This is a genomic window from Croceitalea sp. P059, assembly GCF_031846365.1.
Lineage (GTDB): Bacteria > Bacteroidota > Bacteroidia > Flavobacteriales > Flavobacteriaceae > Croceitalea > Croceitalea vernalis.
This window is the reverse complement of the sequence record NZ_JAVRHW010000002.1, coordinates 751,857-770,857: the sequence shown is the minus strand read 5'-3', so window position 1 is coordinate 770,857 and position 19,001 is coordinate 751,857. Positions and strand designations below refer to the sequence as shown.

Here is a 19,001-nt window from a genome sequence, read left to right as displayed (position 1 = left end):
GAATTTTATCGACGAACTACATAATCTACTTGACTTTTATCGAAAAATCAATCGCTTTGACAATAAATAACATATTTGATGGTTGTCTTTTCACCAAACCAAACAAATACCTCTTTTATTATGAAGAACTACTACATTTTTACTGTCGTAGTTGTATTATTGATAAGCAGTTGTTCTGATGAAACAACTGTATTCGATTTACAAAGCCAAGGTAAAGCCCTACTACTAGAAGAAAATAATACTACGCTTTTAAATTCAGTTTCAACAGCCTCCAATGGAATTCTAGAGATTTATTTTGAGCACGAAGAATACGACAATGACCTATTTGAAAAAAATAAATACTATGGTCTAAATCGTTCCGCTTTTGAAGCTAATTTTAATAAGGGCTCGAATACAGCTAATGCTAGTAGTGATTTCCATTTGAATTTAGTGGGTCAAGTTCAAAGCCCAAGTTTTGACGGCAACACTAATATGGGAGCTACACATATCGATATCAATAATAATTTTGCCTATGTTTCATATAACACTGTAGGTGAGGTTTACGCCGGTGCAGTAGATGTAATTGACCTTAGTGATCCTTTAGTACCGATTCTTTCTTCAAGAATGTATTTGTATGACAGAGATGCCAATGTTGTTTTATATGATGAAGGCTATATTTATGTTATTGGTGGTGTAAATGCCGAAAAAGTTATTGAAGCGACAGGTGAAGCTTTCATTGCAAAAATCCGAGTAAATGACGGTGTTATTGATTTAAATGATGTAAGCTATACTTATCAAGAAGGCCAAACGGCAACTGGAATTACAAAATCAGGAAATTCATTTTACGTCACCAGTGGTGTTCAAGGGGTTGTTGCAAAATATGATGCGAATAATTTTTCAAAGACCAACGAAGTTTCTTTTGACGATTTACGCTGGGTAGCATCTTCAATTGATAAAATTGCTGTTTTAGATGGTAGTGCCGGAGTAAGGATTCTTGACACTGATTTAAACGAAGTTTCGCAAATAGGCACAAGAACTGATTTCGTTGCTGGTGCCAAACGTACCATAGCCATTGCAGACGATAAATTAATTGTAGCAGAGGGCGATAATGGAGCTGCAATATTTGACTTGGATTCGGCAACTTTGGAAGAAAGACTTCCTATACTTATTGACCCAGATAATGTAATTGAAGCTGATAAAGTTACTAATGCAGTTGATGTCGAAGGTAATGTCACTCTTATGGCAAATGGTGGAGCAGGTTTAGCTATTAGGGTTAAGAATGATATTATTGATCTAATGGGAGTTGTAGAATTAAATGGTTCCATAAATTACGTGGCTACGGACGGAGATTTTATATTCGCAGCATCAGGTACACGAGGTTTACAGATTATAAATAAAATTCGTACTCAAGAAAGCTTGGTTATCCCCGAAGGAAATTATATTATAAAGGCAAGACATAGCACACGCGCAATAGGTATATCAAATCTTTCCGCAGATGATGGAATAAATATTAATCAAAGATCCTTAACCGGTGATTCAGAAAATGAAGAATGGCATTTAGAAGTTTTGGATTCGGGAGCATATGTAATAACATCTAATTACTCCAATAAGGCAGTTGCCAGCAGAAGTACTGATGTTAGACAGTGGCAATTCGGGAATGAATCTGATCAACAATGGGCGATTGAACCCGGAGCTCAAGAAGGTTATTTTTATATAAGAAACTTAGGAGATGGAAGATACCTAGATGTTTATGGAAGACGAACTTCATTTGGAACAAATATAATAACATGGCCATTTCATGGTAGAAACAATCAGCAATGGACTTTTGAACGTTTAGAAGATTAAATAAGTTTTAATTTAATACAATATAGCCTCTCAATGTTTTCATTGAGAGGTTTTTTATTTTGTGATTTTTATAATGATTGATGTTTTTAAAAAAAAAGCTTAGAAAAGGCCTAGCTATTTATTAATAAAAAGACCCCGATAGAAAAGAATTTTCAATTAAAGTAACAAAAATTAAAAGCTCGCGTCTGATTGCTAAATCAATCAATACATAAATCATTATGAAAACTCAACTTAATCAATCAATCCGAATTGTAATCTCTTTGGCTGTGACTCTTTTAATATGGGGCCATATTGCTTGGGATTATGTTCATGGCGGCATTCCTACGCACTATATTTTGCATAATAAAGATTTACCTGGTATTCCCAATTGGTGGGGAGGTCTTGTCTTACCTTTAATTACATACTTTTTGCTATTCAGAATACAGCAACGCATAAAAAAGCCAGCTAGTAAAGAAACCTTACAGAAAATTGGATTAAGATTTTTATCAGGTTTGATTTTTGCCGTAACAATTTCTATATGTTATATGCAAGACATTCAAATAGTAGATTTTATTATGGGCCTTGTCTTTTTGATGGCTTTTATTTTTCCTATTTATAAATCTGAATATTTTTTAGGATGGGTACTAGGGGCCTCTTTTACCTTTGGAGCAATAATTCCTATCGGATTTGGTAGTCTTTTATGTCTAGTGTTTTTTATAATATATCATTTAGTAGGTTTTATTAAATCTTTGCTCAAATCAAAAGGGAACTAATTATTCTTTTATAAAAATTCCAAATAATTCATTGCCTTGCCTAGGTGGAATAGAGTTGTAACAAGGTTCAAAAGTGAGCGTTTTCAAATGCTTAGATAAATATTTGGTATACAGTTTTTTATCACCACCAAAAGGTCGTTTTTCTAAATCATTTCCTAATGGGATGTCAAACCAAACGCCTACTAACTTTCCATCAGTATTTAGTAGTGCATTCATTTGATGTGCATAAGCATAACGATTTTTATCAGTCGGCACAAAAGAACAAAAGAAGGTTTGTTCAAATATCAAATCGTAATGGTTTTTATGCCTGAAGAAGTCTTCGTGCAATAATTGATTTTCCGGAAAGTCTGGATTTCTCTTTTGAAAGGCTTTTAACGGAGTAGGTGAAATGTCCATCACATAAACATTTGTAAAACCTTTTTCCCATAAATATTCGGCTTCATAGGCATTACCCGCTCCTGGAATTAAAATTTTTAAACTTTTATTTTGAAGTTGGTCTATATAGGCCTTAATAGGGGTAGATGGGTAACCGATATTCCAACCTGTATTCCCTTGCTGGTAGCGCTCTGTCCAGTATTTTGATTCTTCAACATTCATGATATGTAGTAGTTCATATTACTGTTACATACTTTCAAAGATATTGTAAATAATAGTGCAGATACAATTTTAAAAAAACTCGTAGACTTTAAGCTAAGCATATATTAATAGTAATGCCATTTAAAATAATTAGCTTAATTTAATGACCACCAAAAACAACGAACGTCAATGAATTTTTCACCTTCAGAAAAGATAAAAGAATTAGGACTGGAGTTACCTCCGGCTCCACCACCAGCGGGTGTTTATCGACCTGTTTTAGTGGTCGATAATTTTCTATATGTTTCTGGCCAAGGCCCTGTATTGAGCGATGGTTCATTAATTAAAGGTCGCGTAGGCGATGATATGGAAATAGAAGCGGGTAAATTGGCCGCACGTCAAGTAGGCCTAACAATGCTATCTACGATTCAAACACATTTTGGTAGTTTAGACAAAATTAAACGGGTTGTAAAAGTACTAGGTATGGTCAATTGCGGTCCTGATTTTGGACAACAACCTTTGGTTATCAATGGATTTAGCGAATTGTTTGCTGAGGTATTTGGTAAAGATAATGGAATAGGTGTTCGTAGCGCCGTAGGTATGATTTTACCCAATGGTATCCCTGTTGAAATAGAGGCAATGTTTGAACTACATTAATATGGAAAAAGCTACCTGGTATCATGTAACCGATTCTGACACTATTGTTTCTCCTTCACTTTTAGTTTATCCAAATCGGATAGAACAGAATATTATGATAATGCTTGAAATAGCTGGAGGTGCAGCATTTTTAAGACCACATATTAAAACTCATAAAATGGCTAAAATCATTACCATGCAATTAAAGCATGGTATTGATAAGTTTAAATGTGCAACTATAGCCGAAGCAGAACTTTTAGCACAATCTGGGGCAAAAGATGTTCTCCTGGCTATACAGCTTACAGGCCCTAATCAGCTGCGTTTTTTTGATTTGATTGCAGCTTATCCTCAAACACATTTTTCTACTATTATCGATAATTCGAAAATAGCTAATGAAATGGCCTCCAAAGCTAAAAAAAGAAAAGAAAGCGTTTATTTATGGTTAGACCTTAATAACGGAATGCATCGAACTGGTATTTTACCGAATAGTAAAGCATTAGAATTGTATAAGGAAATGGCTGAAAACCCACATATTGAGGTGGAAGGTTTACATGTATATGATGGTCACATCCGAAATTCCGATATCACAACGAGAATCAATGTTTGTAACAATGCTTTTGAAACCGTTACCAATTTAAAAAAACAAATAGAAGTTGCAGGATTAGTAGTAAAAAATATTGTTGCTGGCGGTACGCCTTCGTTTCCCGTGCATGCTAAACGAGATGGTATACAAGTATCACCAGGCACTTCGTTATTATGGGATTTTAGATATGGAAGTCTTTTTCCTGACTTAAAATTTTTACATGCCGCAGTTATCATGACGCGTGTTATCAGTAAACCAAAGAATGGTCATCTTTGTTTAGACTTAGGTCATAAATCTGTCGCGCCGGAAATGCCATTACCAAGAGTTCAATTTATTGAGGATACAGATTTTGAACAAATAGGGCAAAGCGAAGAACATTTGGTTGTTACTACAAAGCATAGCGATAACTACGAGGTTGGTGATGTGCTCTTTGCAATACCATATCATATATGTCCGACGGTTGCAAAATATCATGAGGTCACCGCAATTAAGGGGGGTGAAACTTCAGAAGTCTGGCAAGTAGAGGCCCGAAATAACAAAATCACTATTTAATTTAAAACCATGTTTGTTTTTGATGCTCATTTAGATCTTTCTATGAACGCTTTAGAATGGAATCGCGATTTAAGATGGTCAATTGAAGCCATTAGAAACAGCGAACAAGGCATGACCGATAAACCTGATAGAGGTTTGAACACAGTTTGTTTGCCTGAGTTGCGAAAAGGAAATATTGGTCTTTGTGTTGCTACTCAGATTGCTCGGTATGTTAAAAAGAGTAGTTCTTTGCCAGGTTGGAATTCACCAGAACAGGCCTGGGCACAAACACAAGGGCAATTAGCTTGGTACCAAAGTATGGAGGCAGCTGGTGAAATGATTCAAGTTCATGATTTAAATACGCTAAATACTCATTTACAGTTATGGAAGAGTGATGCTCTCAACAAGCCTGTAGGTTATATTTTAAGTTTAGAGGGTGCAGATTCTATCGTAACTCTGGACCATCTAGAAAAATCATACGAAAGTGGGTTAAGAGCAATTGGCCCGGCACATTATGGCCCAGGCACTTATGCTCATGGTACAGATTCCGTGGGTGGAATAGGAGTGAAGGGCAGGGCACTTTTAAAAAAGATTGAAGAATTAGGACTAATTCTAGATGCTACGCATTTATGTGATGTAAGTTTCTGGGAAACGATGAAATTGTATCAAGGCCCGGTATGGGCTAGTCATAACAATTGTAGAGCCTTAGTAGACCATAATCGTCAGTTTTCGGATGAACAGTTAAAGGAACTTATTTCAAGAGAAGCGGTTATTGGCATAGCTTTAGACGCTTGGATGATGGTACCAAATTGGGTACGTGGACAATCAACCCCGAAAGGTATGGGTGTATCTTTAGCACAAATGGTTAATAATATTGACCATATCTGCCAATTGGCTGGAAATACCAAACATGTTGGGATTGGTACCGATTTAGATGGTGCATTTGGTAAGGAACAAAGCCCTGCAGATTTAGATACTATTGCTGATTTACAAAAAGTTCCGCAGTTATTAGAAGATAAAGGGTATACTCAAAATGATATTCAAGGGATTATGAGCGAGAATTTTCTCAATTTTTTAAGGAGAGTTTGGGCATAATAACTTAGAAATTTGTAGTCTACGCATGAGAATTCATTCAAATATTTAGATTATACCAAAGTATGACTGATAAATCATTCGTTTATGTGTTTTTTTAAATTTTATAACATATATTTGTATGATATAACATTCAAAATAAGTACTTAACATATAATATGAATGATAAATCATACAATAATTACAGAGAAGCTTCTGATAAATCTTTATTAGAAATCATAGGTAAATTCGTTAAATCACATCGTTTAAACCAAAATAAGTCACAAAATCAGGTGGCTGATACTGCCGGTATTAGTCGTTCTACTCTAAGTTTATTAGAGCGAGGTGAAAAGGTTCGTATTGATAGTTTAATCCAGGTGTTACGTGTACTTGATTTACTTGATGTAATGGATGCGTTTCATATTTCAGATGAAATAAGTCCTATTGCCTATGCCAAGCTTAAAAAGAAACAACGTAAAAATGCTTCACCACAAAAGGTGAATAAAGTTAATGAAGAAGATTTAGGATGGTAGATGTTGCAGAAGTCAAAGTATGGGGAGTTTCTGTAGGTGCTATTCGTTGGGAGCAATCTCAACAATTAGGATATTTTGAATATGACAGAACTTTTATAGAAAAAGGTTGGGATTTATCACCCATAAAAATGCCAATTGTACAAGGTTCTCGAATCTATAGTTTTCCAGAACTGCGCAAAGGTCGCGCAGACATTGAAGATACCTTCAAAGGTCTACCGGGCTTGTTATCAGATGCATTACCCGACCGCTATGGTAATAGACTTATTGATACTTGGTTAGTAAAACAGGGACGTTCAGAAGATAGTATGAACCCGGTCGAGAAGTTATGTTTTATAGGGGCTAGAGGTATGGGTGCACTCGAATTTTATCCTTCACAAATAAAAGCTGGTCAAAATAGTTTTTCCTTAGAGCTGGACAGTTTGGTCCAAGTGGCTAAAAAAATGCTGAATGAACGTAAAACCTTTTTGACTAATCTTGATAAAGACGAAGAGAAGGCAATGTTAGAGATTTTAAAGATAGGTACCTCTGCTGGTGGCGCCCGCCCAAAAGCAGTTATAGGTTACAATCCTAGAACCAAAGAAGTGCGCTCAGGTCAAGGTGATTTGCCTAAAGGTTTTGAACATTGGTTACTCAAATTAGATGGTGTTAGTGGCGAACAATTTGGTGAAAGCTCAGGTTGGGGTAGAGTAGAGTACGCCTATTACTTGATGGCTAAAGATGCTGGAATTCAAATTAACGAATGTCAATTGTTAGTTGAAAATAATAGGGCTCATTTTATGACCAAACGTTTTGATCGAAACAATAATGAAAAGCATCATATTCAGTCCTTATGCGGTATACAGCATTACGACTTTAATGATATGTATGGCTATAGTTATGAGCAGGTATTTCAAACAATGCGCCTATTGCGATTAAGCTACCCTGAGGCTGAAGAGATGTTTAGAAGAATGGTGTTTAATGTTTTAGCTACCAATTATGACGACCATACTAAGAATTTTTCTTTTCTTTTAAAAAAGGGTGAAGCTTGGCAACTAGCTCCGGCATATGATTTGTGTTTTTCTTTTGACCCTAGTAATCATTGGGTGAACAAGCAAACCCTTAGTGTTAATGGTAAGCGCTTGAAGATTACAAAAGAAGATCTGATGACCATAGCCAAAGACAATAATATCAAACGAGGTTCAAAAATAATTGATGAAGTAAATAACATAATCAAGTCATGGACAACATACGCTAAGAAGGCAGTATTACGAAACGATTTAACCGATAGAATTGGGAACAGTTTAAATTTTTTGTAGATTCTTCTTAATCCTTATTTACAGCAGATTTCAACAAATCTTTAAGATCATTTTTATCCAAAACTTGCATACCCTTTATCACATAATCTATATTTTGAGTTTGTTGAATATCTTCTAAGGGATTGGCATTCAGCAATACGATATCGGCTTTATTACCTTCAATAAGTTGACCATAATCAGCATCTTTCTTTAAAAATTGAGCCCCTTTATAGGCAGAGTTCTGTAGTGCTTGCAGCGGTGAAATACCCACGTTGACCATAGCTTCTAGTTCTTGGTGTAGCGAAATTCCTGGATAAGTATACGAGTTAAAAGCACCACTATCTGAACCTGCCAAAAGTGAAACTCCGGCATCAGACATGGTTTTGGCCAATTTGCCAAAAAAGGTATCTAATTCTTTTCGATTTTGAATTGCTTCGGCTGTTGAATTCTTAACTCTATTAATACGCATTTCGTAGGTTTTTATAATTCCTGAGCCCATGTATTGCAAATAAGCATCTTGGCTATGGTCGACTTCATCTAAATAACTCAATATTCTACCGATGTTTAGCGTAGGAATAGAATACACATTGTTCTTCTTCAATTTTGAAAAAGTGTTCTGAGCTACGGTTTCATTAAAGCTTGTTTGAAGGGCCGGCATTGCTTGCCAGAAACCAATTTCTTTATTTTGTAATTGTTTGGTAATGGCCCCTTCTTTACTAGAACATCCTTTCATAATGTAGTATAAATGCTCAATACCATCAATTCCTGCGGTAATGGCATCATCAAGTTCCACGGTAAATGGCATATGCCCTGTTGTAATGATATTTCGTTTTTCAGCCTCTCGAATTGTATTTAAATACGCCTCACCACTAATTCTACTGTCATAAAGCTTGACGTAGTCAGTTGGAATTTGTTCTAAAGAATCCAAAGCTTTAGTGATTTCAATATCATTTTCAACGGGAATAGAACCGGCCCAAGTTGCATTCGGACCATCAATTTTTGGCCCTGAAGTAAAGATGGTTGGACCAAGAAGTTCTTCCTTTTTAATTGCCTCTTTCCATTCCATTACTTGCGGTGTTAAATCACCACCGGCATCGCGAACCGTTGTAATTCCATTAGCTATGAAGAGTTTCAAAAGATTTTTATTTGCGGCAATCAAAGAATCGCCGCCTCTAAAATGTACATGATTGTCCCAAAAACCTGGTAGCGCGAACTTTCCACTTCCATCAATTTCTGTTTTAGCAGTGTAATGGCCTTCATTAAAGCTAGTACTTATTTTAACAATTTGCCCTTCAGAAATAAATATATTTTGAGTGTCTATTTCACCGGTAATAATGTCTATAACATTACTATTTTTAATAACTAGGTCATAATTCTTAATTGGGTTTTGATTACATCCAATAATTAAAATAAAAAGTATGGCGTACCCAAGTTTTCTCATTCCGTAATTAATTTGTAAAAAGGTAGTAATTATAATACAGTTAGTTCAATAGCTTTCTAATTGCAATAAATATTAGAATGAAAATTGAGTAACCAATAAAAAAGGATACAATGTATTGCTTTAAGTCCATGACCAACATAGTACCTATAAGCAATAATTGAAAACCTAGACCGAATGTTGAAACTGCAGTCATGAACCAATTGGGCATTCGGGTACCTTCTACCGCCTTTTTATCCATGTTATAAATTATCTTATCAAAAGCACCATACAGCAAACTGTAAATACGAAACAAAATATTTACGTGTATTTGTCTTTCACCTTTAAGCGCAATAGGTGTTTCGTTTTCAAAAACACGACTGGTGATATCACCGTGATGTTGGTTTCTAAGAATCACATAATAATAATTGTATAAGGTGCCTTGAAGTTGTAGCCCTAAAAATGCTAAAATGGTATATGCGATAGAACCATCAGTGCTGTACCAGATTGTCATTAAAATTAATAAGTTCAGAAGCATATCAGAGATAGAATCAAGATAACGCCCAGTATACGACGGGGTATTTTTAAGTCTTGCTAATTCGCCATCCGCCGCATCCAATATTGATTTTAAAACTAAGAAAAATGCTGTAGCCCAATAATATTCGTTTAATATGCAGAACACGGCAATTAGACCACTAGCTACAAACAAAAATGTAACATGAATTGGGGTGAAAGCTGTGTTTTGAAGTGATTTTGCGATGACGTTGGCAATTGGTCTGCCGTAATCTGATAAATCTAAAAATTGATTCTCCCTAGGTAATTTTGACATTTACTTTGGTAAAAAAATAGAAGGAACGGGAACACGCTAGCCAACTATTTTTTAAAACAGAAGCAAAAATAACCTAAAATTCACAAATAATTAAAGTAGCTCAAAACCTTTTTTGTATTTTAAAGTAAGTCTTATTACTACTTTAATATTTTAGTTTTATTGATGTCCAAGTTCGCAGCCACAGCCAGGTATGGTAAAGCCATGTGAAGCTTCATGCCATGGAAAGGCCTGATTGTATTTGTTATTTTCCCAATAGAATTTTCCACGATTCTCTTGCGTATTGCCAATTTCGCTCATCGTATCGGTATCGAATAAACGACCATTAACCATGGTGTACTTCACGGTTTCTGTATTTCGAATATTCTCTAAAGGATTTTTATCTAAGACGATGAGGTCTGCCAGTTTACCCACCTTTAATGAACCTATTTCATTTCCGGCTCCAATATATTCTGCCCCATTAATAGTTGCGGCTTTCAATGCTTGTAAATTAGTCATACCTCCTTGATGCAATAACCAAAGTTCCCAGTGCGCTCCAAGACCTTGTAATTGACCATGAGCACCTAAATTCACTTTAACCCCTTTATTGGTTAACGCAGTGGCATCTTTGGATACCAAAATATGACCATTTTCATACTCTTCATCAGGTACCATAGTCCTGTGGCGAGAACGTGAATCAACTAAACCTCTAGGGGTATATTTTAATAGTTTTTCATTTTCCCAAATCTTATCTTTTTGATAGAACCAATATTCACCATTGAGTCCACCGTAATTAACAACAAGAGTAGGAGTGTAGCCAGACTTACTATTTTGCCAAAGCTCTAAAACATCTTTGTATACGGGTGCTACCGGAATATTATGTTCAACACCGGTATGACCATCCATGAGCATCGTCATATTTGTGTAAAAAGTGGAACCACCTTCAGGGACTACATTTATGCCCAATTCACGAGCAGCTTGCATTACCTGTTGACGTTGTTCTCTTCTTGGTTGGTTATAACTCTTAACAGATTTAGCACCGTAAGCTTTTGTTCTACGGATAGATGAACGAGCATCGTCTAAATTATTGATGACAGCTTTAAAATCACCATCTGCACCATAAAGTATAATTCCGGTAGAGTAGAGGCGTGGGCCAATCATATCTCCCTTTTTTATTAACTCAGACATTGCAAAAATAGATTCTGAATTGGCCGATGGATCATGTGATGTAGTTACTCCAAAAGCAAGATTGGCGTATAATTGCCAATGTTTTTGTGTGGTTAACCCGTAACGGAAACCACCAACATGGGCGTGAGCATCAACAATACCGGGCATAATGGTTTTTCCTGTAACATCAAATACTGTTGCATTAGGTGGAACTGAAATAGCTTCTGATGAGCCTAATTGTTCAATCTTGTTTTCATTAATAATTATGGTCCCATTCTCGATGACTTCATCACCTTCCATAGTAATAATTGTGGCATTGGTAAAAGCAATACGACCTGTTGGTTTATGAGTTTTGAGTTCTAAACCTACTTTAATACCTGTTGAATCGGGTTTAGCCACTTTTTTTGGAGAATTGGGCATGAAGGTATAACGGTCTTTGATAGCGTTTGAAAAATATTCATCACCCAAAGTCCACATGATATTTTTGCTATCCTTAGACCAGTGGAGATTGATACCTGCATCTTTTGATATTTGTGCAATAGGAACGAATTTAGACTTGTTATCTAAATTAAGTTCCTTTCCATTCATCACTAGTGGTGCGATATAAGCCTGATGTAGATTTGTAAAGGCAATCCAATTATTATCTGGGCTCGGAACTAACCTATTGGCATATTTAGATTTTACATGAGTCCTAACTTTATTCCCATTTAAATCAACCGATTTTAAACTTTTGGTCAAATTACCAAAATAAGTACCACCAGTTTGATAAAATATTCGATTACCATCTTTAGTAAACATCGGGTATTCTCCTTCTTCTGAAACCCATTTATGATTTCCGCCATTTGAATTCATGGTGTAGATGCCAGTATTTTTACTAAAGGTTCTGCCTTGGTCGTTATTACCACGCTCCTTGCGATAGGTAATACTAGTACCATCCGGGCTAAATCTTGGTGTGCGGTAAATGCCTTTTTCAGTAGTTAGTTTTGTTGAACTACCTCCTGAGGCTGGTATTTTATGAACAGCTCCTAAGTTTTCATCATTCCAAGTGACAAAGACGATTTCTTTACCATTGGGAGAAAAAGAAGGCTCCGCCTCAAAATCAGAAATAGTAGTCAATCTTTTTGGTTTTCCGTTAGGAAGTTTTTTACTCCATAAATGACCCACTGCGGTAAATAGTATGGTTTTTCCATCTGGTGATGTGGTCGCATGTCGGATGACTTTGGCGTTAAAACTGTCCGGAGCCACAGGAGAATTAAAATGTACGCGTTCTGCAATTTTAATTTCATTTTCAACTTGAAAAGGAATGTTAGTGACCTCTAAAGAATTCACATTTATGCTATGGATTTTACCGCCACTCCAGAATACTATTGCTTTATCATCTGGTGTCCAATTAAAATTTGGGTATACTCCGAAAATTGCCCAAGCTTCTTGTTGGTCTTTACTTAAACCGTCGTATAAAGGCCATTCTTCGCCGGTTTTTAAATCATGTAAGAACAAGACTGTTTTAGTGCGAATACGTTTGATGAAGGCTAACTTAGACCCATCGCGTGAAAGCTGAGGCCTGGCAGCGCCGCCAGGGCCGCCGGTAATGGTGATCGTTTTTCCTGTTTCAAAATCGTAACGTTTGATAACATAAATTTGACTATTGGGGTCCATGTTATATTGAAAATATCCTCCTGGATATACATCTTCACTGTAATAGAGGTATTTGCCATCAGGCGACACACATGGTTCATTTACATTTTGCTGGTCGTTTTTACGCTTGGTAACTTGCAAACCAGAACCACCAGTAATGTGATACTGCCACATTTCGCCAGCTCCCAGTGATCGTTGTGAAGTAAAGTGTTTTCGACCTATTAAATAGTTGCCATTAGGCATCCAATAAGAATTATTTAATAATCTAAAACTTTCTTTGGTGACTTGCTTTGGGTTAGAACCATCGGTTTTCATTATCCAAATGTTATCACCACCACCAGCATCAGATGTAAAAGAAATATATTTGCCGTCAGGGCTAAATTTGGGCTGAATTTCAAAAGGGATACCGCTGCGTATTGCAGTTGCCTTTCCTCCTGAAATAGGCATACTATAGATATCGCCTAATAAATCAAAAACAATGGTTTTTCCATCAGGACTAACATCAATGTTCATCCAGGTGCCTTCATCCGTGGTTAGGGTATAATCCTTGTAATTAAATGATTCTCCTGGGTTAGCTACATCCCATTTTGTAGGTTCTTTTTTCTTGTCTTCTTGAGGGAAAACAATAATTGATGCCAGTAACACCAATACAGTCGTTAGTTTTTTCATTTTGTTGGCAAATTAGTCGACTAAAGATAGGCAAAACCCGCCTTAGATTTTGACACTATCGGTTTATCATTACCTTTAGAAAGTAAAAATTCTTGATGCTTGAATTAAGACCAACCTGCGAAAACTGCGATAAATCTTTACCACCAGATAGCCTAGAGGCTATGATTTGTACCTATGAGTGTACTTTTTGTTTGTCATGTGTGACAGAAATTCTCGATAACGTATGTCCTAATTGTGGTGGAGGATTTGAAAAACGCCCAATTCGGCCTAAAAAAGAATTGGATCATAACCCCTCAACAACTACAAGAGTTTTTAAGCCAGTAAATTTGAATTCTTTTCAAGTCCTAAAAGAGAAAATGATGAATATTAATCCTAAGGATAGATAAGGATTTTATGAAACAACCACCTTGGTATTACCTATTACTTTTAATATTGTCCGGTGAAGCAGTATTTATTTTACCCTTTGTACTGCCAAGAATTTTCAGACCTACCGTTTTAGAAGTTTTTGAACTTTCAAATGTCGAAATAGGACTGTGCTTTTCTATATATGGTTTGGTAGCCGTTCCGTCGTATTTGTTAGGCGGCCCTTTAGCAGATAGGTTCCCGCCTAGAAAATTAATAGCCATTGCCTTATGGATGACGGCTTTAGGTGGTCTCTTATTTGCTTCATACCCTAGTTTATTATCATTACAAATGCTTTATGGTTATTGGGGCTTTACAACGATTTTTTTGTTTTGGGCACCTATGATAAAAGCAACTCGCGTTTGGGGTGGCAATACATCACAAGGCAGAGCATTTGGTTTTTTAGACGGTGGTCGAGGTTTAACTGGTTTTCTTTTTGGCTTGCTGGGTGTATTTATATTTTCTCTGATTATGGGAGAACAGGTGGCGGAGGCCTCTTTACAAGAAAGTCAAGAAGCTTTTTCTTTTGTTATTTATGCGGCAATAGTAATTATAATGCTGGTTGGTGTATTGGTTTGGTTTTTTATGAAATCTGGAATAAATGAAAAAGAGATTTTGGTCGACCAGATAACAGTTTCTCAAATTAAATCCGTCCTAAAATTACCTTCTGTATGGCTTTTGATGGTTATTATTCTTTGTGCTTATGTGGGTTATAAAATAACTGATATTGTCTCTCAATTTGCAAATGAGGTAATGCTATATAACCAAGTAGAATCTGCTCAACTAGGTACTTTTTTACAATTTTTACGACCGGCGACGGGTATTTTGGTTGGACTCATCGTTGACCGATTTAAAATCACCTTTTGGCTGTTTTTGAGTTTGGTCTTATGTATTCTAGCTGGTGCTTTATTTGCTTCTGGTTATATTATTCCGACTACATTCTATCTCTTTTTTATTGCTGTCTCTTTAATTGGTATGGGTGTTTACGCAGCTCGAGCTTTGTATTTTGGTGTTATGAAAAAAGGTAAAATTCCCTTAGTCCTTACTGGTACAGCAGTTGGTCTCATTTCTTTGATCGGATATACTCCAGATATTTTTGCAGGACCAGCTTATGGTTATTTTTTAGATAAGTATCCTGGTCAACAAGGCTATCAATACGTTTTTTGGATGCTAACTGCTTTTTCTGCGGTTGGAGCTATTGCAGCATTCATATATTATAGACTGTTTGAAAACAATAATTAACATTTTAAAAAAAGTAAGACAGCCGTCGCTTTTTGTTATCTTTCTAACTTAAATTAAACCACATCCGAATGAAGCGTCTTGCGTTTTTAATCTCATTGTTATTTTTTAGTTTTTCTATTGCTCAAACAAACCCTAAATGGGCTAGGTATCCTTCTATTTCACCTGATGGTAAAACTATTGTTTTTACCTACAAAGGGAACCTATTCAGTGTACCAAGTACTGGAGGCACAGCCATGCAATTGACCTTTCATAAAGCACATGATTACAAAGCAGTATGGAGTAAAGACGGTAAGCGTATAGCATTCGCTTCTGATAGATATGGCAATTTTGATGTATTTGTAATGGATGCATTAGGAGGCGAGTCAACGCGATTAACATTTCATAGCAATGACGAAGTGCCTTATACCTTTTCGCACGATGATACTACGGTTATTTTTGGTGGAATAAGACAAGACGCGGTGAAACATAGACAATACCCGAATAGGTCTCAACCCGAGTTATATATGGTGGCCTCTAATGCTGGCAAAGTAAATCAAGTATTAACAGTGCCTGCTCAAGACGTACAAATAAGTTCAGACGGAAGTTATTTGCTCTATCATGATAAAAAAGGATACGAAGATGAATTTAGAAAACATCATGTATCCGCGATTACACGAGATATATGGATGTATGATTTGACAAATGATAAGCATACGATGCTAACCAACTTTAAAGGAGAAGATAGAAACCCTGTGTTGTCTAAAGATGAGAAGACTGTCTATTATTTAAGTGAAGAAAGTGGCACTTTTAACGTTCATAAGTTTGCAGTAGACAATCCTACTGAAAATGAACAGTTAACCGAATTAAAAACACATCCAGTTCGATTCTTATCTTACGGAAATGGCACTATGGCTTTTAGTTATGATGGAGAAATTTACACTCTAGTTGAAGGAGAGGCCCCTAAAAGAGTTAATATAATTATCAGAACGCAAGATGGCGCTAATTCAGACCAATATATCTCTATTAATTCTGGAGTTCGTGAAATGGTGGTTTCTCCCAACGGTAAAGAGATTGCTTTTATAGCAAGAGGTGAAGTTTTTGTCACTGCTGTGGAAGGTGGTTTGACCAAAAGAATTACAAATACTCCAGAGCAAGAACGTTTTGTTCGTTTTACCTCAGATGGTAAAGGAGTTGCTTACGCAAGTGAAAGAGAAGGTCGTTGGCAAATCTTTAAAACTATAAAGACTAGAATTGAAGAGCCTTACTTTTTTGCAGCAACCTTACTTAAAGAAGAAGTGGTTTTAAACAAAGAGGTGGATTGCTACTTGCCCAAATTTTCAACCGACGGCACCTATATGGCTTATATAGAAGATAGGCGTACACTTAAAGTTTTAAACCTCAAAACCAAAGAAGAGAAAACCTTAATGACACCTGATGAATTGTACCATATGCGTGACGGTGACAAGTATTTTACTTGGAGTCCAGATAGTAAATGGTTATTAGTTTCATGGGGTAAATCGTTAAGTAATGGTGAAGTTTTATTAGTCGCCGCCGATGGTAGCAAAAAAATGAATTTAACTCAAAGTGGTTATTATGATTATTATCCGAAATGGGTAAATGACGGAAAGCAATTATTGTGGTTTAGTAATAGAGATGGCTTAAAGAGTTATGCTACAAGTGGAAGAACTCAAGGTGATGTCTATAGTATGTTCTTGACGCAAGAAAGTTGGGATAAGTTCAGTATGACCAAAGAGGATTTTGATTTAATGAAATTACTCGAGGAAAAGAAAGATGATAAGAAGAGTGAAGATAACTCTGATGTTGCTTCCAAGAAAAAAAGTAAAAAAGATAAAAAGGAAGAAAAACCCAAAACCAAACCTTTAAATTTTGACTTTGAAGATGTGATGGATAGAAAGGCCAGATTAACAATACACTCGTCTAATCTTAGTGATGCTGTGCTCTCTAAGGATGGTGAAAAATTGTACTATCTCGCCAGGTTTGAAAAGAATCTAAATCTTTGGGAAACGGAACTGCGAACGAAAAAAACCAAAATGTTAATTGGTCTAGGTGCACGCCGAGCAAGTCTGCAATGGGACGCTAAACAAGAGAATTTATTTCTTCTAAGCGATGGAAGTATTTCTAAAGTAGATTTAAAGTCTGGTAGCACTAAACCGGTTAAAATGAAGTCTGAAATGCAATTAGATACTGATGCTGAGCGCCAACATATGTTCGAGCATATTTGGTTGCGTACTAATGCAATTTTCTACCATTCCAATTTTCACGGTAAGGATTGGGAATTGTTACGTAGTGAATATGAGAAGTACATTCCGCATTTAGGTAATTCTTATGAATTCGCCGAGGTTGTTTCTGAATTACTTGGAGAATTGAATGTAAGTCATGCTGGTGGTCGTTACAATACTAACATCCCTAATGGAGATGCCACGGCTAGTCTAGGGATTTTTATGGATTATACTTATGTGGGTAATGGAATAAAAATAGCAGAAGTAATTAAGGGAGGACCGTTAGATAAAGCTTCGTTCAAATTTGAAGTAGGAAGTATTATTGAAAAAATTAATGGAGAAACCATTCAAGCCGATAAAGATGTGGCTGGCTATTTAAATCGTTTGTCATCTAAATTCACTTTACTTGATGTGGTTGATGCCGCCGGCCTAAAAAGACAACAAATTACTGTTAAACCAATAACCTTAGGCCAAGAAAATCGTTTGCTCTATAAACGCTGGGTAAAAATTAATGAAAAGGAAGTTGCCCAAAAAAGTAACGGTCAATTGGGTTATGTTCATATTCCAGGAATGAGTGACGGTCCTTATAGAAATATATATGAGCAAATGTTAGGAAAGTTTTCAGACAAAAAGGCTGTTATTGTTGATACTCGTTTTAATGGTGGAGGTGATTTAGTAGCAGATTTGGCGATGTTCTTTACTGGAGAACCTTTTATTACTTACGAAACTGAGGATAGACAAGTAGGTGGTGAACCAACATCTAGATGGACAAAACCAACTTTAGCTATTTTCAATGAATCTATGTATAGTGATGGGCATTGTTTTGCTAGTGGATATACTGATTTAAAAATTGGTAAAACCGTAGGTATGCCAGTACCAGGCACTTGTAGTTTTGCAGGTTGGGAACGTTTGCCGAACGGGGGTGTTTGGGGAGTAGTGCCCGTAAGTGCTAAAAACAAAGCAGGAGAATGGATGGAAAATAATCAAACAGAGCCTATGATTGTGGTCAAGAACATGCCAGATGTCATTGATAAAGGTATTGATCAACAACTGGAACGTTCTATTGAAGAGCTTTTAAAAGATGTAAACTAGCGAGGACTTCTTGATTTGATACCTTGTTTACAAAGTGATATGATTTCTATTATCCGCTTTTGTCTGGTTTCATTTCTCTTGGCTTGATTGAGCCAATAAAGATAACTTTTGCGCTGGCCTTTTGTAAAGCTTTGATAGTTATCAAAAGCTTTTTGGTTTTTATCAAATGCCATTTGTAAATCTTCAGGGATTATGCCTTTTTCTACTTTGTCTAATGCTATCCATGAACCATTTTCTTTGGCAGTCTTTATTGATCTTAAGCCGCTTTTGTGCATTAAGCCCTGTGCTTTAAGTTCTTTTAGGTGGTCTTTGTTCACTTTACTCCATACACTCTTTGGTTTTCTTGGGCAGAAGTATTGTCTTCGTTTACCATTACCTAAACTTTTTACGGTACTGTCAATCCATCCAAAGCAAAGCGCAACCCTTACTGCTTCTTCCCATCGCATACTTAGCATAGGGTGTTCAATTTTATAAAAAATAAGATATATGCCTTTCGTGCTCATATGATTTTCTAACAACCATTCCCGCCACTCTTTATCATTCTTAAAATAGTACTCTTTTATTGCTTCCATTATT

15 protein-coding genes are annotated in these 19,001 nt (G+C 36.1%); 10 read left to right on the top strand and 5 right to left on the bottom strand.

Translation table 11 applies throughout. The annotated features are described in order from the left end of the window. Nucleotides 1–120: 120 nt before the first annotated feature. Nucleotides 121–1,824 carry an RICIN domain-containing protein gene (locus RM542_RS09750; RefSeq protein WP_311385559.1) on the top strand — a complete coding sequence of 568 codons (1,704 nt, stop codon included), beginning with the start codon at nucleotides 121–123 and terminating at the stop codon, nucleotides 1,822–1,824. Between the two features lie 218 nt (nucleotides 1,825–2,042). Beyond that, entirely contained in the window at nucleotides 2,043–2,576 is a 534-nt protein-coding gene (locus RM542_RS09745) for a hypothetical protein (RefSeq protein WP_311385558.1), read from the top strand. On the opposite strand, the gene RM542_RS09740 is transcribed toward RM542_RS09745, so the two are convergent. Then, a complete protein-coding gene (locus RM542_RS09740) occupies nucleotides 2,577–3,173 on the bottom strand; it encodes a methyltransferase domain-containing protein (RefSeq protein WP_311385557.1) in 597 nt (198 codons plus the stop codon). Nucleotides 3,174–3,341: 168 nt separating this feature from the next. On the opposite strand from RM542_RS09740, the gene RM542_RS09735 reads away from it, so the two are divergent. From RM542_RS09735 to RM542_RS09715, 5 genes are all read left to right on the top strand, one after another. Then, nucleotides 3,342–3,806, top strand: coding sequence for a RidA family protein (locus RM542_RS09735; RefSeq protein ID WP_311385556.1), 465 nt, complete (start codon nucleotides 3,342–3,344; stop codon nucleotides 3,804–3,806). Nucleotide 3,807: 1 nt separating this feature from the next. After that, on the top strand, nucleotides 3,808–4,920 hold the full coding sequence (locus RM542_RS09730) for a D-TA family PLP-dependent enzyme (protein ID WP_311385555.1): 1,113 nt from the start codon (nucleotides 3,808–3,810) through the stop codon (nucleotides 4,918–4,920). A 9-nt stretch (nucleotides 4,921–4,929) separates the two neighbouring features. Further along, nucleotides 4,930–5,994 carry a membrane dipeptidase gene (locus RM542_RS09725; protein ID WP_311385554.1) on the top strand — a complete coding sequence of 355 codons (1,065 nt, stop codon included), beginning with the start codon at nucleotides 4,930–4,932 and terminating at the stop codon, nucleotides 5,992–5,994. Nucleotides 5,995–6,149: 155 nt separating this feature from the next. Further along, nucleotides 6,150–6,503 carry a helix-turn-helix transcriptional regulator gene (locus RM542_RS09720; RefSeq protein ID WP_311385553.1) on the top strand — a complete coding sequence of 118 codons (354 nt, stop codon included), beginning with the start codon at nucleotides 6,150–6,152 and terminating at the stop codon, nucleotides 6,501–6,503. Then, the gene (locus RM542_RS09715) at nucleotides 6,497–7,798 is read left to right on the top strand and encodes a type II toxin-antitoxin system HipA family toxin (protein WP_311385552.1); all 1,302 of its coding nucleotides are present in this window, start codon (nucleotides 6,497–6,499) and stop codon (nucleotides 7,796–7,798) included. Before RM542_RS09720 ends, RM542_RS09715 begins: the two co-directional genes overlap by 7 nt. Before the next feature lie 7 nt (nucleotides 7,799–7,805). Here RM542_RS09715 and RM542_RS09710 read toward each other — a convergent pair whose 3' ends face one another. From RM542_RS09710 to RM542_RS09700, 3 genes are all read right to left on the bottom strand, one after another. Continuing rightward, nucleotides 7,806–9,218 carry an amidohydrolase family protein gene (locus RM542_RS09710; protein ID WP_311385551.1) on the bottom strand — a complete coding sequence of 471 codons (1,413 nt, stop codon included), beginning with the start codon at nucleotides 9,216–9,218 and terminating at the stop codon, nucleotides 7,806–7,808. A gap of 40 nt (nucleotides 9,219–9,258) precedes the next feature. Beyond that, entirely contained in the window at nucleotides 9,259–10,023 is a 765-nt protein-coding gene (locus tag RM542_RS09705) for a CDP-alcohol phosphatidyltransferase family protein (protein WP_311385550.1), read from the bottom strand. 156 nt (nucleotides 10,024–10,179) lie between these two features. Continuing rightward, on the bottom strand, nucleotides 10,180–13,470 hold the full coding sequence (locus RM542_RS09700; RefSeq protein ID WP_311385549.1) for an amidohydrolase family protein: 3,291 nt from the start codon (nucleotides 13,468–13,470) through the stop codon (nucleotides 10,180–10,182). Nucleotides 13,471–13,565: 95 nt separating this feature from the next. Between RM542_RS09700 and RM542_RS09695 the strand changes: the two genes are divergently transcribed. The 3 genes from RM542_RS09695 (at nucleotide 13,566) to RM542_RS09685 (ending at nucleotide 18,425) form a co-directional block, all read left to right on the top strand. Then, the gene (locus RM542_RS09695; protein WP_311385548.1) at nucleotides 13,566–13,856 is read left to right on the top strand and encodes a DUF1272 domain-containing protein; all 291 of its coding nucleotides are present in this window, start codon (nucleotides 13,566–13,568) and stop codon (nucleotides 13,854–13,856) included. Between the two features lie 7 nt (nucleotides 13,857–13,863). Next, the gene (locus RM542_RS09690) at nucleotides 13,864–15,114 is read left to right on the top strand and encodes an MFS transporter (protein WP_311385547.1); all 1,251 of its coding nucleotides are present in this window, start codon (nucleotides 13,864–13,866) and stop codon (nucleotides 15,112–15,114) included. A 68-nt stretch (nucleotides 15,115–15,182) separates the two neighbouring features. Beyond that, nucleotides 15,183–18,425: a S41 family peptidase gene (locus RM542_RS09685; protein ID WP_311385546.1), complete on the top strand. Its 3,243-nt coding sequence runs from the start codon at nucleotides 15,183–15,185 to the stop codon at nucleotides 18,423–18,425. Here RM542_RS09685 and RM542_RS09680 read toward each other — a convergent pair. Then, the gene (locus RM542_RS09680) at nucleotides 18,422–18,997 is read right to left on the bottom strand and encodes a YdeI/OmpD-associated family protein (RefSeq protein ID WP_311385545.1); all 576 of its coding nucleotides are present in this window, start codon (nucleotides 18,995–18,997) and stop codon (nucleotides 18,422–18,424) included. The genes RM542_RS09685 and RM542_RS09680 overlap by 4 nt on opposite strands. Nucleotides 18,998–19,001: the final 4 nt, after the last annotated feature.

Bases quoted from the DNA above. Each gene is read 5' to 3' on its own strand.
- RM542_RS09680 (WP_311385545.1), bottom strand. From the start codon at position 18,997: ATGGAAGCAATAAAAGAGTACTATTTTAAGAATGATAAAGAGTGGCGG.
- RM542_RS09720 (WP_311385553.1), top strand. From the start codon at position 6,150: ATGAATGATAAATCATACAATAATTACAGAGAAGCTTCTGATAAATCT.
- RM542_RS09700 (WP_311385549.1), bottom strand. From the start codon at position 13,470: ATGAAAAAACTAACGACTGTATTGGTGTTACTGGCATCAATTATTGTT.
- RM542_RS09750 (WP_311385559.1), top strand. From the start codon at position 121: ATGAAGAACTACTACATTTTTACTGTCGTAGTTGTATTATTGATAAGC.
- RM542_RS09735 (WP_311385556.1), top strand. From the start codon at position 3,342: ATGAATTTTTCACCTTCAGAAAAGATAAAAGAATTAGGACTGGAGTTA.
- RM542_RS09730 (WP_311385555.1), top strand. From the start codon at position 3,808: ATGGAAAAAGCTACCTGGTATCATGTAACCGATTCTGACACTATTGTT.
- RM542_RS09690 (WP_311385547.1), top strand. From the start codon at position 13,864: ATGAAACAACCACCTTGGTATTACCTATTACTTTTAATATTGTCCGGT.
- RM542_RS09710 (WP_311385551.1), bottom strand. From the start codon at position 9,218: ATGAGAAAACTTGGGTACGCCATACTTTTTATTTTAATTATTGGATGT.
- RM542_RS09705 (WP_311385550.1), bottom strand. From the start codon at position 10,023: ATGTCAAAATTACCTAGGGAGAATCAATTTTTAGATTTATCAGATTAC.
- RM542_RS09725 (WP_311385554.1), top strand. From the start codon at position 4,930: ATGTTTGTTTTTGATGCTCATTTAGATCTTTCTATGAACGCTTTAGAA.
- RM542_RS09695 (WP_311385548.1), top strand. From the start codon at position 13,566: ATGCTTGAATTAAGACCAACCTGCGAAAACTGCGATAAATCTTTACCA.
- RM542_RS09740 (WP_311385557.1), bottom strand. From the start codon at position 3,173: ATGAATGTTGAAGAATCAAAATACTGGACAGAGCGCTACCAGCAAGGG.
- RM542_RS09715 (WP_311385552.1), top strand. From the start codon at position 6,497: ATGGTAGATGTTGCAGAAGTCAAAGTATGGGGAGTTTCTGTAGGTGCT.
- RM542_RS09745 (WP_311385558.1), top strand. From the start codon at position 2,043: ATGAAAACTCAACTTAATCAATCAATCCGAATTGTAATCTCTTTGGCT.
- RM542_RS09685 (WP_311385546.1), top strand. From the start codon at position 15,183: ATGAAGCGTCTTGCGTTTTTAATCTCATTGTTATTTTTTAGTTTTTCT.